12 protein-coding genes are annotated in these 13,322 nt (G+C 74.2%); 6 read left to right on the top strand and 6 right to left on the bottom strand.

All coding sequences use genetic code 11. From position 1 onward, the window contains the following. Nucleotides 1-96 precede the first annotated feature (96 nt). Nucleotides 97-1,428: a crotonyl-CoA carboxylase/reductase gene (ccrA, locus tag XF36_RS19380; protein ID WP_060713057.1), complete on the bottom strand. Its 1,332-nt coding sequence runs from the start codon at nt 1,426-1,428 to the stop codon at nt 97-99. Between the two features lie 200 nt (nt 1,429-1,628). Beyond that, nucleotides 1,629-2,087, bottom strand: a complete 459-nt coding sequence (gene mce, locus XF36_RS19375; RefSeq protein ID WP_020623309.1) for a methylmalonyl-CoA epimerase — start codon at nt 2,085-2,087, stop codon at nt 1,629-1,631. Between the two features lie 138 nt (nt 2,088-2,225). On the opposite strand from mce, the gene XF36_RS19370 reads away from it, so the two are divergent. Then, the gene (locus XF36_RS19370) at nt 2,226-3,413 is read left to right on the top strand and encodes an acetyl-CoA C-acetyltransferase (RefSeq protein ID WP_060714830.1); all 1,188 of its coding nucleotides are present in this window, start codon (nt 2,226-2,228) and stop codon (nt 3,411-3,413) included. Nucleotides 3,414-3,519: 106 nt separating this feature from the next. Then, complete coding sequence (meaB, locus tag XF36_RS19365) at nt 3,520-4,512, top strand: methylmalonyl Co-A mutase-associated GTPase MeaB (protein WP_145981424.1); 993 nt, start codon at nt 3,520-3,522, stop codon at nt 4,510-4,512. A gap of 16 nt (nt 4,513-4,528) precedes the next feature. Here the strand turns inward: meaB and XF36_RS19360 are convergent, their stop codons facing one another. Together XF36_RS19360 and XF36_RS19355 are read right to left on the bottom strand one after the other, a co-directional pair. Beyond that, nucleotides 4,529-5,497: a helix-turn-helix domain-containing protein gene (locus XF36_RS19360; RefSeq protein WP_060713056.1), complete on the bottom strand. Its 969-nt coding sequence runs from the start codon at nt 5,495-5,497 to the stop codon at nt 4,529-4,531. Between the two features lie 288 nt (nt 5,498-5,785). Next, complete coding sequence (locus XF36_RS19355) at nt 5,786-6,289, bottom strand: MarR family winged helix-turn-helix transcriptional regulator (protein ID WP_020623305.1); 504 nt, start codon at nt 6,287-6,289, stop codon at nt 5,786-5,788. A 64-nt stretch (nt 6,290-6,353) separates the two neighbouring features. Here XF36_RS19355 and XF36_RS32580 point away from each other — a divergent pair, with 64 nt between their 5' ends. Next, the gene (locus XF36_RS32580) at nt 6,354-6,668 is read left to right on the top strand and encodes a thiamine-binding protein (RefSeq protein ID WP_060713055.1); all 315 of its coding nucleotides are present in this window, start codon (nt 6,354-6,356) and stop codon (nt 6,666-6,668) included. Beyond that, a complete protein-coding gene (locus tag XF36_RS19345) occupies nt 6,665-7,468 on the top strand; it encodes an alpha/beta fold hydrolase (protein ID WP_060713054.1) in 804 nt (267 codons plus the stop codon). Before XF36_RS32580 ends, XF36_RS19345 begins: the two co-directional genes overlap by 4 nt. 177 nt (nt 7,469-7,645) lie before the next feature. On the opposite strand, the gene XF36_RS19340 is transcribed toward XF36_RS19345, so the two are convergent. Further along, nucleotides 7,646-7,891: a hypothetical protein gene (locus tag XF36_RS19340; RefSeq protein ID WP_020623302.1), complete on the bottom strand. Its 246-nt coding sequence runs from the start codon at nt 7,889-7,891 to the stop codon at nt 7,646-7,648. Between the two features lie 507 nt (nt 7,892-8,398). Here XF36_RS19340 and XF36_RS19335 point away from each other — a divergent pair. Beyond that, nucleotides 8,399-9,388 (top strand): tetratricopeptide repeat protein, encoded by a 990-nt coding sequence (locus XF36_RS19335; RefSeq protein WP_238588966.1) that lies wholly within the window; start codon nt 8,399-8,401, stop codon nt 9,386-9,388. 47 nt (nt 9,389-9,435) lie between these two features. Continuing rightward, nucleotides 9,436-10,713: a glycosyltransferase family 87 protein gene (locus XF36_RS19330; protein WP_145981421.1), complete on the top strand. Its 1,278-nt coding sequence runs from the start codon at nt 9,436-9,438 to the stop codon at nt 10,711-10,713. A gap of 19 nt (nt 10,714-10,732) precedes the next feature. Here the strand turns inward: XF36_RS19330 and glgB are convergent, their stop codons facing one another. Then, the gene (glgB, locus tag XF36_RS19325; RefSeq protein WP_060714828.1) at nt 10,733-13,312 is read right to left on the bottom strand and encodes a 1,4-alpha-glucan branching protein GlgB; all 2,580 of its coding nucleotides are present in this window, start codon (nt 13,310-13,312) and stop codon (nt 10,733-10,735) included. Nucleotides 13,313-13,322 lie beyond the last annotated feature (10 nt).

Genomic DNA, 13,322 nt, shown 5'->3' with positions numbered 1-13,322 from the left:
GTTCGCGACCCGGCGTCACGGGGTTCACCCTGCTCTGGACAGGGGCCCGTCCGTGTGGCACACGGACGGGCCCCGACAGCAGCACCCCGGGGGACGTCAGACGCCCCGGAAGCGGTTGATCCCGGCGAGGTGACGCTCGCGCTTCTCCGGGTTCGTGACGCCCAGTCCCTCCTCCGGGGCCAGCGCCAGCACACCGACCTTGCCCTGGTGCAGGTTCTGCTTGACGTCGTTCGCGGCCTGGCCGGTCTCGGCCAGCGGGTACACCCGCGACAGGGTCGGGTGGATCATGCCCTTGGCGACGAGCCGGTTGGCCTCGTAGGCCTCGCGGTAGTTCGCGAAGTGCGAGCCGACGATCCGCTTGAGGTTCATCCACAGGTAGCGGTTGTCGAACTCGTGCATGTAGCCCGAGGTCGAGGCGCAGGTGACGATCTGACCGCCCTTGCGGGTGACGTAGACCGACGCACCGAAGGTCTCGCGGCCCGGGTGCTCGAAGACGATGTCGGGGTCTTCGCCGCCGGTGAGCTCGCGGATCTTCGCGCCGAGCCGCTTCCACTCCTTGGGGTCCTGGGTGGTCTCGTCCTTCCAGAACCGGTAGCCCTCGGCGTTGCGGTCGATGACCAGCTCCGCGCCCATGTCGCGGCAGATCTGGGCCTTCTCCTCCGAGGAGACGACGCAGATCGGGGTGGCGCCGCCGTTGAGGGCGAACTGGGTGGCGTAGGAGCCGAGGCCGCCGGAGGCGCCCCAGATCAGCACGACGTCGCCCTGCTTCATGTCGGCGCCGTTCTTGCTCACCAGCTGGCGGTAGGCGGTGGAGTTGACCAGGCCCGGGGACGCGGCCTCCTCCCAGGTGAGGTGGTCCGGCTTCGGCATCAGCTGGTTGGACTTGACCAGGGCCAGCTCGGCGAGGCCGCCGAAGTTGGTCTCGAAGCCCCAGATGCGCTGCTCCGGGTCCATCATCGTGTCCGAGTGCCCGTCCGGGCTCTCCAGCTCGACCGAGAGGCAGTGCGCGACGACCTGGTCGCCGGGCTTCCAGGTGTTGACGCCGGGGCCGGTCCGCACGACGACGCCGGCGAGGTCGGAGCCGACCACGTGGTAGGGCAGGTCGTGCCGCTTGGCCAGCGGCGAGAGCTTGCCGTAGCGCTTGAGGAAGCTGAACGTCGAGACGGGCTCGAAGATCGAGGTCCAGACGGTGTTGTAGTTGATCGCGCTGGCCATCACGGCCACGAGCGCCTCACCGGGGCCGAGCTCGGGGACCGGGACGTCCTCGACGCGCAGGCTCTTGCGCGGGTCCTTCTCCCTGGTGGTCAGACCCTCGAACATGTCCACGTCCTCGGCGCGGACGGTGACGCCCCGATAGTGCTCGGGAACCTCCAGGCCTCCGACGTCGGTGAACTGCCCGGCGAGGATGGCGTCGCGGATGTCCTTCACTGCTGGCCTCCGATGGCGACGTTGTCAGGGGAGTCGGGTGGCTCACCCGATGGTGCTTGGGATACCGCAAGTTACTGCGTAGTATCTTAACCGTAGCTCGACGGTGAGGGTGATACCCGAAGCGCACTTCGTGATCCACCCCACCGGACGCCCGTACTGTCCTTCGGGACGGGGTCGTGCCCCGGCCGTCCCTCCGCCCGTCAGTGCGCGTCCGCGGCCGGCTCGACGAGCTCGACCAGCACTCCGCCGGCGTCCTTCGGGTGCACGAAGTTGACCTTCGAGTTCGACGTGCCACGACGCGGGGCGTCGTAGAGCAGGCGCAGGCCCTTCGCCCGCAGCGCGTCCGCCGCGGCGGCGACGTCGGTGACCCGGTAGGCGACCTGCTGCAGGCCCGGGCCGTTGCGCCCGATGAACTTCGCGATCGTCGAGTCCTCGTTCAGCGGGGCGAGCAGCTGCACCTTCGTGGCGCCGGCCGCCTCGCCCGGTGCTCCCAGCATGGCCTCGCGCACGCCCTGCTCGGTGTTGGTCTCGGTGTGCACCGCGACCAGGCCCAGGTTGTCCGCGTACCAGCGGATGGCCTCGTCCAGGTCGGGCACCGCGATGCCCACGTGGTCCACGGCCACGACCAGCGGCGACAGGGCGTCCTCGGTTGTCGTCATGGGGGCTGAAGCTACCGGTTCTACTCGCCGGTAGGAGTCTGTGCCGCTGGTCACCCCCACCGTTCGGTGCGTCCGGACGGGTCGTCGCCGTGGGTATGGTGGCGGCCCACCTGACAACGAAGCCTGATGGAGGACCCCGTGTCCGGAACCGTGATCGTCGCCGGCGCCCGCACGCCGATGGGCCGTCTGCTCGGCTCCCTGAAGGGCTTCTCCGGGGCCCAGCTGGGCGGTGTCGCCATCAAGGCCGCGCTCGAGCGGGCCGGTGTGGCTCCCGACCAGGTCCAGTACACGATCATGGGCCAGGTCCTCACCGCAGGCGCGGGGCAGATCCCGGCGCGCCAGGCGGCGGTCGAGGCCGGCATCCCGATGGACGTCCCGGCGCTGACGATCAACAAGGTCTGCCTGTCCGGCGTCGACGCCATCGCGCTGGCCGACCAGCTCATCCGCGCCGGCGAGTTCGACATCGTCGTCGCCGGCGGCCAGGAGTCGATGACCCAGGCGCCGCACCTGCTCACCAAGTCCCGCGAGGGCACCAAGTTCGGCGACACCACCCTCACCGACCACATGGCCTACGACGGTCTGTTCTGCGCGTTCGACCAGGTCGCGATGGGTGCCTCCACCGAGAAGTACAACGAGCGCTACGGCCTGACCCGCGAGGAGCAGGACGCCTTCTCCGCCCGCTCGCACCAGCGCGCCGCCCGCGCCGCCCAGGACGGCACCTTCGACCAGGAGATCGCCCCGGTCGAGATCCCGCAGCGCAAGGGCGACCCGATCGTCTTCTCCACCGACGAGGGCGTGCGCGGCGACACCACCACCGAAGGGCTCGGCAAGCTCCGCCCCGCCTTCGCCGCCGACGGCACCATCACCGCGGGATCGGCCTCGCAGATCTCCGACGGCGCGGCCGCGGTGGTCGTGATGAGCAAGGCCAAGGCCGAGGAGCTGGGCCTGGACTGGATCGCCGAGATCGGCGCGCACGGCGTCGTCGCCGGTCCGGACGCCTCGCTGCACGAGCAGCCCGCGAACGCGATCGCCAAGGCGTGCGAGAAGGAGGGCGTCCAGCCCGCCGACCTCGACCTCGTCGAGATCAACGAGGCGTTCGCCGCGGTCGGCATCGTCTCGGCCCGCAAGCTCGGCATCGACGAGGAGAAGGTGAACGTCGACGGCGGCGCCATCGCCCTCGGTCACCCGATCGGCATGTCCGGTGCGCGGATCGCGCTGCACCTGGCGCTCGCGCTCAAGGCGCGCGGCGGGGGCGTCGGCGCCGCCGCGCTGTGTGGCGGCGGCGGCCAGGGCGACGCACTGATCGTGCGCGTCCCCTCCGCCTGATCGTCCCGACCTCCGTGTGGTCCACGTCGGCCCCCGCCTCGGCGGGGGCCGGCGTGCATCCACCCGTCCGTCCCGACGCCCGTCCGTCCCGACAAGGAGCCCGACCGTGCCCGGACCGCCGGACCCCCGCGACCTGGTGGAGCGCGCCCGCCGCGGTGAACAGCTCGCCGTCGCCCGGCTGATCTCGATGGTGGAGAACGCCGGTCCGCAGCTGCGCGAGGTGTCCGCGGCACTGTCCCCGCACACCGGACGGGCGCACGTCATCGGGCTGACCGGGTCGCCGGGGGTGGGCAAGTCGACGTCGACGTCGGCGCTGGTCACCGAGCTGCGGGCGCGCGGGCGCCGGGTCGGGGTGCTGGCGGTGGACCCGTCCTCGCCGTTCAGCGGCGGGGCGCTGCTGGGCGACCGGGTGCGGATGGGCGACCACGCCGACGACGACGGGGTCTTCATCCGGTCGATGGCCACTCGTGGGCACCTGGGCGGGCTGTCCTGGGCGACGCCGCAGGCCCTGCGGGTGCTCGACGCCGCGGGCTGCGACGTCGTGCTGATCGAGACCGTCGGCGTCGGGCAGTCCGAGGTGGAGATCGTCGGCCTCGCCGACACCACCGTCGTGCTGCTCGCACCGGGAATGGGCGACGGCATCCAGGCGGCCAAGGCCGGGATCCTGGAGATCGGCGACGTCTTCGTGGTCAACAAGGCCGACCGTGAGGGGGCCCGCCGCACGGTGCGCGAGCTGCGGAACATGCTGCACCTGCGCCTCCCGGACGGCGGCGAGGGAGGCGCGGACGCACCCGGCCTCGGTACCGAGCCGTGGGAGCCTCCGGTGCTCTCGACTGTCGCGTCACGCGAGGAGGGGATCGCGGCCGTCGCCGACGCCCTCGACGAGCACCACGCCTGGGCCGAGAAGTCCGGCGATCGGGAACGACGGCGCCGTGAGCGGACGCGTCGCGAGATCGAGGGCATCGGGATGGAGCAGGTCCGGGCCCGGATGGAACGCGTGCGCGGCGGTGACGCGCTCCACGCCCTCACCGAGCGGGTGCTGGGCGGGGAGCTGGACCCGTGGGCCGCCGCCGACGAGCTGCTGGAGCAGGCGGACTGAGCCGACCCGCCTCCGGTCAGGGGGACGTGGTCCCGGGCAGCGCCGCGAGCCGGTCGAGGACGCGCTGCGACCCGGTCCGCAGGGCGAGTGCCCGGGCCCTGGCGTGGGCGGCCCGCGCGGCGGCGCCGTCGCCGGCACGCAGGGCGGCGAGCACCTCGCCCAGTGCGAGATCGGTGCGCTCGCGGACCGGGCGCTGCGGCGGGCCGTCCTCGACGGTGAGCCACGCGGGGGAGGTGTGGACGTCGATCGTCGGCAGCGCCGTCGTGCCGGGCGGGCCGGCCTGCTCGGTGTCGGCGTCCTGTGCGTCGACGCCCGGCAGCTCGGCCGCCAGGCGCTCCCGCCGGCGCCGCGCCACGTCCGCGGTGTCCGGGTCCCCGGCCCGCAGGGCCGTGGACTCCGCCTCGACGTAGGCCGTCCACGCCCGGTCCGGGGCGGCGCGGTCGCGTTCCTGGTCCCCGAGCCGCAGTGCGGCCGCGGCGAGTAGCCCGCCGAGCGCCCGCAGGAGGTGCGGGTCCCGCGCGTGCGCGGCCGGCTCGCGCAGCTGGACGACGACCGCGGACACCGCGTCGTGGGCGGCGGCGGTGCCCAGCCGGTCGTCCAGCGCACTGGTCGCGGCCCACTGGGCGCGCAGCAGGTCCAGCTCCTCCTCTCCGACGGCGGCGGTCCGCTCCAGCGCCGCGCGCAGCCGCGTGGCCCCGTCGACGGGGTCCGGCCCGGGCTCGTCGGCGAGACCGAGACCGGCCGGGGTGGTCTCGTACAGTTCGGCGAGGAGCGCGCGGTGTGCGGCGTCCGGGGCGGCGTGGCCGTTCTCCCAGCGTGACAGCTGGGTCTTCAGGCTCGCGGCTCGTGCGGTGCCGCCGCTCCCGGCGACGAGCGCGGCCAGCGCACGGGCCGCCTCGGACTGGGACCAGCCCCGCCGGTCGCGCGCGGCCCGCAGCGCCGGGCCGGCACCGGGTCGGTCGGACGGGGGCGGAGGAGCGTGCACGCGGCCGATTCTGTCGGTGCCCCGTCGTAGGGTCAACACCGTTGACGCAACCCGCGGCATCATCTGCCTCGACACCCCGGAGTGTACCCCGTGGACCTCATCGACTACCTGGCGTGCGTGGGCCTGTCCGGCCTCAGCGGCGCGTTGGCCGGGCGGGCCGCGGTGCGGCGGATGCTGTGGCCCCGGCCGCCCCGCGGCTCGGTGATGCGCAGCTGGCGCGGTCCGGGACACGGCGGCCCGCCATCGGGTGGTCCGCGCCGGCGGAGACGGCCGGGCTGAGGTGGGCGGTCAGGCGAAGTCGCCGGCGGCACGGCGCACCGAGCGCAGCAGCGCGGTCAGCTGCTCCTCCTCGGCCGGGTCCAGCCCGGTCAGACCGAAGTCGATGCCGGTCACCGCGGCGGTGGCCTTCTCCAGCCGGGCACGCCCCTCGGGGGTCAGCTCGACCAGGGTGGCGCGGCGGTCGGTGGGGTGCGGCATCCGGCGGACGAGGTCGTCGCCCTGCAGCCGGTCGACGATGTTGGTCACGCTCGTCGGGTGCAGCTGCAGCCGCTCGCCCATCACCCGCATCGGGAGGCTGCCGCGGCGTGCGAAGTCGAGCAGCACCAGCGCCTCGTAGCGGGCGAAGGTCAGCCCGTGCGGCCGCAGCGCCGTGTCGACGGCCGAGAGCAGGATCTGCTGCACGCGCATCACGCTGGTGACCGTCGCCATCGTGCGGGCGGGGCCGACCCGCTCCTCCCACAGTTCGGCCGCACGCTGGATCGGGTCGAAGGGGAGCGACCCGCGGGATGCCATGGTCCGACGCTAGCAAGTGCCGTGACCGGTCCGTTCCGCATGCCGGGCGTGGCATGGTGTCGGCATGCTCTTCGCCTTCAGCGTCGCCCCGTCCGGTTCGGACTCCGGCGACGGCAGCGTCGTTGTCGCCGTCGCCGAGGCCGTCCGGGTGGTCCGCGAGTCCGGCCTGCCGAACGAGACCACCTCGATGTTCACCACCATCGAGTCCGAGACCTGGGACGAGGGGATGGCGGTGGTCAAACGTGCCGTCGAGGCCGTCACCGCCGTGTCGCCCCGGGTCAGTCTGGTCCTGAAGGCCGACATCCGGCCTGGGTACCGGGGGCAGCTGCAGGCCAAGGTGGAGCGGGTCGAGGAGCACCTGCGCGGGGGCGGTGCGTGAGCGCTCCGGTCGCACCGGGTGCCGGGGAGCCCGGCCCGGCCCGGGTCGTGCTCGTCCACGGCGCCTGGCACCGCGGTGCGTCGTGGGCGCCGGTGGTCGAGGCCCTGGCGGCCCGGGGAGTGGAGGCGGTCGCGCCGGATCTCCCGTCCGACGTCGCGGGGGTCGGCCACACCGAGCTCGTCGACGCGGTCCTGGCCGTCGCCGGTGGCGGTCCGGACGGGTCGGTGCCCCGGAGCGAGGGTCCGCCGGTCCTGCTGGTCGGCCACTCGCTCGGCGGTCTCGTGGCCACCGCGGCCGCCGGTCGCATCGCCGACCGGGTGCGGGCGCTGGTCCTCGTCGCGGCACTCGTCCCCGAGCCGAGCCGTCCCTACCGGGACCGGATGCGTGCCGAGCGCGACCTGATGGTCGCCGGTTACGACGCCGAGGTCCGTCGTGGCCCGGGGGGCAGCACGTACTGGCCGGACGCGCGGACGGTCGCCGACGGGCTCTACCGGGGCGTCGCGGACGAGCTCGACGCGGCGGGACGTGACGGGCGGGCCGTGGTCGCGGACGCGGCGGCGCAGCTGCGGCCCCAGGACTGGTCGCTGCTCGTCGAGCCGTGCCCGGTGCCGTCGTGGCCCGCGGTGCCGACGGTGTCGGTGGTGTGCGCAGGGGACCGGGTGGTCAGTCCCGTCGCGGGACGGCGGGAGGCGGACCGGGTCGGGGCGCGGCTCGTCGAGTTCGCGGGCGGGCACTTCCCGATGCTCACCCGGCCGGAGGAGATGGCGGACCTGCTGGCCGGGCTCGCCGCGCCGGCCTGACGGGAGGCGCCACGGCCCGGGCGCCGAGGACGCCGGCACCGGACTTGCCGAGGACAGCGACGACGGGCGCCGGGACGACGACGGCCGGTGGCGGGAGACCCGTCACCGGCCGTCGGGCGCCCGGACCGGGTCCGGAGGCCGTGTCGTCGTCGCGGCGTGCCGCGAGGAAGGCCGTGCTCAGCCCGCCATGATGGTCGAGAAGTAGTACACGCCGGCGAGGATGCCGACGAAGCTGACGGTCATGCCGATCTGGGCGAGCTTGGTCATGCCCGGCTTGCGGTAGGCGAGGAAGCCGGTGACCAGGCCCGCGGCACCCAGGATCCAGGCGGCGATCGGCACGAGGAACGCGGCGATCGCGATGATGCCCAGCGCCACCGACGCGTAGGCCAGGGTCGGCTTGTCGGTCGTCTGCATGTTGCTCATCGGGGTGGAGCCCTCCGTTGTGCGCCGGGGAGCCGGCGATCGTTCTGTCGGGGAAGGGAACCGCGGGGTGGGGCAACCGGGGGAACGCCCCGCCGCGATCACGCAGAGTCAGCATCGAGTCCCTGCAGGGTGTTCAACGAGTGGCGAGGCCCGGTGTTGCTCCGCCGGTCCGGTGATCGTGGGGGCGACCCCGCCGGTTCCGCCGGGTTCCGGGGGCTCCGTGCCGTCGTCGGCTCTGCAGGCACGGGTGGGTGTCGGCCGGTCACCGGGGAGTGCCGTCGGCTCTCCCCGGGGTCTGGTGGTGCTCCTCCGGATCGTGCGGGGTCGGTGGGTTCCCGGCGCGGCCCGACTCGCGCGGCATCGGCGGTGCCGTGCGGGCGTCGGACCCCGGCGGACATCCCGGGACGGCGGGGCGGGGCGAGGAGACGTGGGACGCGTCGCGCGGGGGTGCGTCCGACCGGGCGGGGCGGGTCACGCCGGACACACGGACGTGCCAGGATGGATGGCGTGTCTCGCCCAGATCCTCGTCAGGCGGCCCAGCGTGCGGCGATCTCCTCGGCCATGGCCGGGGCGGTCGACCTCTCCGGGCTGAAGGCCCGTGCCGATGCGGCGAACCGGCCCGCCCCGTCCGGCGGTGCCGGGGGCGGTCCGCCCGCGCCCGGCGGGGGCGGGAGCTCCTGGGTCGTCGATGCGACCGAGCAGGGCTTCCAGGTCGAGGTCCTCGAGCCGTCCCTCCAGGTGCCGGTCGTCGTCGAGCTGTGGGCCAGCCGCTACCCGCGCGAGGAGCAGCTGTCGGCCGAGCTGGAGCGCCTCGCCTCGACCGGCGGCGGCGCGTGGCGCCTGGCCCGGGTCGACATCGACACCCAGCCCCGGGTGGCCCAGGCCTTCGGCGTGCAGCAGGTGCCGATGCTGGTCGTGCTCGTCGGCGGTCAGCCCGTCGACGCGGTCAACGGCGCCATCCCCGAGGACCGCGCCGACGAGTGGGTGAAGTCCCTGCTCGACGCGCTGCGCGACCGGATGCCCGCCATCGCCGAGGGCGAGCGCCGGGCGGCCGCGGCCGGTTCGGACGAGCCCGTCGAGGAGCCCGAGGACCCGCGTTTCACCGCCGCCGAGGACGCCCTGGAGCAGGGCGACTACGCCGCCGCCGAGGCCGCCTACACCGCGATCCTCGACAGCGAGCCCGCCAACGAGCAGGCGAAGGCGGCGCTGGCGCAGGTCCGCTTCCTCGCCCGCGCCGAGCAGGCCGACCCGTCGTCGATCGCGCGGGCCGACGCCGCACCCGACGACGTCGACGCCCAGCTCGCCGCGGCCGACGCCGAGCTGGCCGCCGACCGGGTCGAGGCCGCCTTCACCCGGCTGGTCGACACCGTCGCCCGGACCGCGGGCGAGGATCGTGACCGGGCCCGCGGGCACCTCGTCGGGCTCTTCGAGCTCTTCCAGGCCGACGACCCGCGGGTCGCCACGGCCCGGCGCGCGCTCGCCCGCGCCCTGTTCTGAGCCGGAACCGCCCCGATGGCCCACTGCCGCAGGCACCGGTGCCCGCGGTGACCGTCGCCGCTCCTGCCGGGACGCCGGCTCCGCGGTGGGCGGCGCGTGACCGCGTGCACCGTCTCGCGCGGCCGGTGGCGCCGGTCGTCGCCGTCGCCGCGCTGGTGACAGCGACGCTGCTGTTCGTGCTGGGCGGCCCGCCGCTGCTGCGCTGGATCCCGGCGACCGACATCGCGCGGATGCACGTCGACTTCGACACCTTCCGGGCCTCGGCGTACGCGCTGCTCCAGCACGGTCCGGGCAGCGCCGCGATCTACGACACCGGCGCCCGGCTGCACAACCTCAACCCGCCGCTGCTGTCGGTGCTGCTCGCGCCGCTGGCCCTGCTCAGCCCGGTCACCGGCTACCGGCTGCTGACGGCACTGTCGGTGCTGCTCGTCGTCGCGTCGGTCCTGCTGGTCTGCCGGGAGCTGCGGCTCGGCCGTCGGTGGACGACCGGTGCGCTCCTGGTGGTGCTGGCGTCGTCGCCGCTGCACGGCACGCTGCTGCTGGGCCAGATCTACCCGCTGCTGCTGGCTGGGCTGACCGCGGGCTGGGTCGCCGAACAGCGCGGGCACCCACTGCTGGCCGCCGTCTGCTACGGCGTGACGGTCGCCCTCAAGCCCTCGCTCGCGCCGGTGCTGCTGCTCCCCGCGGTGCAGGCCCGTCGGCGGCCGTTCCTGGCCGGGATCGCCGCCGCGGCGGTCGCGACGCTGGTCGGCGTCGCCGTCGCCGGGTGGCCGACGGCGTTCCAGTGGCTGACGATGGCGCTGGCCGAGCCGGTCGGCCCCACCCCGGACAACGCGTCCCTGCCGGGCCAGGCGCTCCGCTGGGGGATCCCGACCGTCGTCGGCACCCTGGTGGGCGCGGCGATCGTGGTCGGCACGCTCGTCCACCTCGGGCGGCGCACCCGCCGGTACGGCCCCGACCCGGCCGCGGGCACCGACCCGGGTGGGACGGCGCTGTTCGCCGTGCTCGCCACCGGTCTGCTGGCGGCGCCGATCGCCTGGCACAACTACCTGCTGCTGCTCCTGCCCGGGCTTCTGGCGCTCGCCGCGTCCGGCCGGGCGGGGGACACCCGCCGCCGGGTCGTCGTCGCGATCGGGTGTGTCGCCGTCGTCCCGGTGAGCTGGTCCGACCTGTGGGCCGACGGCGGCTGGGCGACCCCGCTCGGACGGGCGCTCTACACGGCGGTGCTCCTGGTGACCTGGTGGTCCCTGCTGCGCCCGGCCGTCGGACCGGTGCCCGGCGGTCCCGTCCGCACTGCGGACGAGCCGTCCCGCGCACCGGCCTGACGGTCCGGGCCCCAGGGGATCAGTCGCCCGCGGTGGTCCCCGTGTCCGAGGTGCCCGTGCCGGAGCTCCCGTTGACGAACGAGCCGGTGCGCACCGCCCGGACACCGACGGTGCCGGGTGCGGGCGCGACCGAGGTGGAGACCGGACCGGCGTCCGGGGCGTCCTCGGCGTCGTCCGGCCCCGGGTCGACGAGGTCGGCGGGCGTGACGACGACCTGCAGGTCGTCGTCCGGGGTCGCCGGTGCCTCGATGTCGGTGTCCTCCGGCTCGTCGGGCAGCGCGGTGGCCGGCAGCGGCGGCGGGACCGTCGCGGCCGGGGCGGCCTCCTGCGCCGGGACGGACAGCACCGGGCCACCGGTGTCCTCCGGCACCAGCCACAGCACCCCCGACGGCGGCAGCCGTAGCACCGCCGACGCGGGCTGGCCGTGCCACATGACCTGCTCGGCGCGCACCCGGCCCAGGTTGCCCACCCCGGACCCGCCGTAGGCCGACGCGTCGGTGTTGACGACCTCGGTCCAGTTCCCGGCGGACGGCAGCCCCACCCGGTAGTCCTCACGCGGGGCACCGGAGAAGTTCGCGACGCAGGCCAGCACGGTGGCACGGCCCTCGGCGTCGACGCCGTGGCGCAGGAACGAGAACACGTTGCCCTGCGCGTCGTTGGCGTCGATCCAGGCGAAACCGTCCGGGGTGGTGTCGCGCGACCACAGCGCGGACTGCGCGCGGTAGGTCCGGTTCAGGTCCGCGACGAGCCTGGTGATCCCGCCGTGCAGCGGGTCGTCGCTCTGCAGGTGCCAGTCCAGCGACCGCTGCTCGGACCACTCGCGCGGCTGCCCGAACTCACCGCCCATGAAGAGCAGCTGCTTGCCCGGGTGCGCCCACATGTAGGCCAGCAGCGCACGGACCCCGGCGGCCTTGTTCCAGTCGTCGCCGGGCATCCGGGTCCACAGCGACCCCTTGCCGTGCACGACCTCGTCGTGGCTGATCGGCAGCACGTAGTTCTCGCTGAACGCGTACATCAGCGAGAACGTCATCTGGTTGTGGTGGTAGCTGCGGTGGATGGGGTCGCGCCCGGTGTAGTCGAGCGTGTCGTGCATCCAACCCATGTTCCACTTGAGCCCGAACCCGAGACCGCCCATGTAGGTGGGCCGGGTGACGCCCGGCCAGGCGGTGGACTCCTCGGCGATCGTCACGACGCCCGGGTGCTCCCGGTAGACGGTCGCGTTCATCTCCTGCAGGAACGCGACCGCGTCGAGGTTCTCCCGGCCACCGTGGACGTTCGGCAGCCACTGGCCGTCGGCACGGGAGTAGTCCAGGTAGAGCATCGAGGCGACCGCGTCGACCCGCAGGCCGTCGATGTGGAAGGACTCCAGCCAGTACAGCGCGTTCGCGACGAGGAAGTTGCGCACCTCGTTGCGGCCGAAGTCGAACACGAGCGTGCCCCAGTCGGGCTGCTCGCCGCGGCGCGGGTCGGCGTGCTCGTAGCAGGCGGTGCCGTCGAACCGGGCCAGCGCCCACTCGTCGCGCGGGAAGTGCGCGGGAACCCAGTCGACGATCACGCCGTAGCCCGCCTGGTGCAGCCGGTCGACGAAGTACCGGAAGTCGTCGGGCGTGCCGAACCGCGAGGTCGGGGCGAAGTACGACGTCACCTGGTAGCCCCACGACCCGCCGAACGGGTGCTCGGCCACGGGCAGCAGCTCGACGTGGGTGAACCCGGTGGTGTCCAGGTAGGCCACCAGCCGCTCGGCGATCTCGCGATAGTCCAGACCCGGCACCCAGGAGCCGAGGTGCATCTCGTAGATGCTCATCGGCTCCTCGTGCGGGCGGACCTGCGCGCGGGCGGCCATCCACGCGTCGTCGCTCCACTCGTGGACGTCGCGGGTCACGACCGACGCCGTCCGCGGCGGGATCTCGGTGGCGAAGGCCATCGGGTCGGCCTTGTCACGCCACCGGCCGTCGGGGCCCAGGATGCGGAACTTGTAGCGGTCGCCGACACCGACGCCGGGGAGGAACAGCTCCCAGACCCCGGAGCTGCCCAGTGAGCGCATCGGCAGCGCCCAGCCTGCCCAGCCGTCGAAGTCGCCGGTGACCCGCACACCGCGGGCGTTCGGGGCCCAGACGGCGAAGCTGGTCCCGGCGACCGGGCCGGACGGGGTCTCGTGGTCCCGGACGTGTGCGCCGAGGACGTCCCACAGTCGTTCGTGCCGTCCCTCGCCGATGAGGTGCAGGTCCATGTCACCGAGCGTCGGCAGCCAGCGGTACGGGTCGTCGACCGTCTGCTCGGTCGTGCCGCCGGCGCCGTCGCCGTAGGTCACGAGCAGCCGGTAGTCGCCGCCGGAGCCGGGGACGAGGCCGGAGAACAGTCCGGCGTCGTGCACCCTCGTCAGCTCGCAGGCCTGCGCGCGGTCACCGTTCGGCAGCACCGCCACCGAGACGGCGTGCGGCCGCAGGACACGGACCACGGTGCCGTCGACGTGCGGATGCGCGCCGAGGACCGAGTGGGGGTCGTGGTGGGCACCGCCCAGGAGCCGGTCGGTCGTCGCCGGGTCCGGTGCGCACGCATCGGTCTCGGAGCGGGTCGCTCGGGTCTCCTCGGAGGTCACGGCGGAACCG

It is taken from the genome of Pseudonocardia sp. HH130629-09, assembly GCF_001294645.1.
Taxonomy (GTDB): Bacteria; Actinomycetota; Actinomycetes; order Mycobacteriales; family Pseudonocardiaceae; genus Pseudonocardia.
This window is presented reverse-complemented; position numbering and strand designations above follow the sequence as displayed.

Bases quoted from the DNA above. Each gene is read 5' to 3' on its own strand.
- mce (WP_020623309.1), bottom strand. From the start codon at position 2,087: ATGACGACAACCGAGGACGCCCTGTCGCCGCTGGTCGTGGCCGTGGAC.
- XF36_RS32580 (WP_060713055.1), top strand. From the start codon at position 6,354: ATGCTCTTCGCCTTCAGCGTCGCCCCGTCCGGTTCGGACTCCGGCGAC.
- XF36_RS19355 (WP_020623305.1), bottom strand. From the start codon at position 6,289: ATGGCATCCCGCGGGTCGCTCCCCTTCGACCCGATCCAGCGTGCGGCC.
- XF36_RS19340 (WP_020623302.1), bottom strand. From the start codon at position 7,891: ATGAGCAACATGCAGACGACCGACAAGCCGACCCTGGCCTACGCGTCG.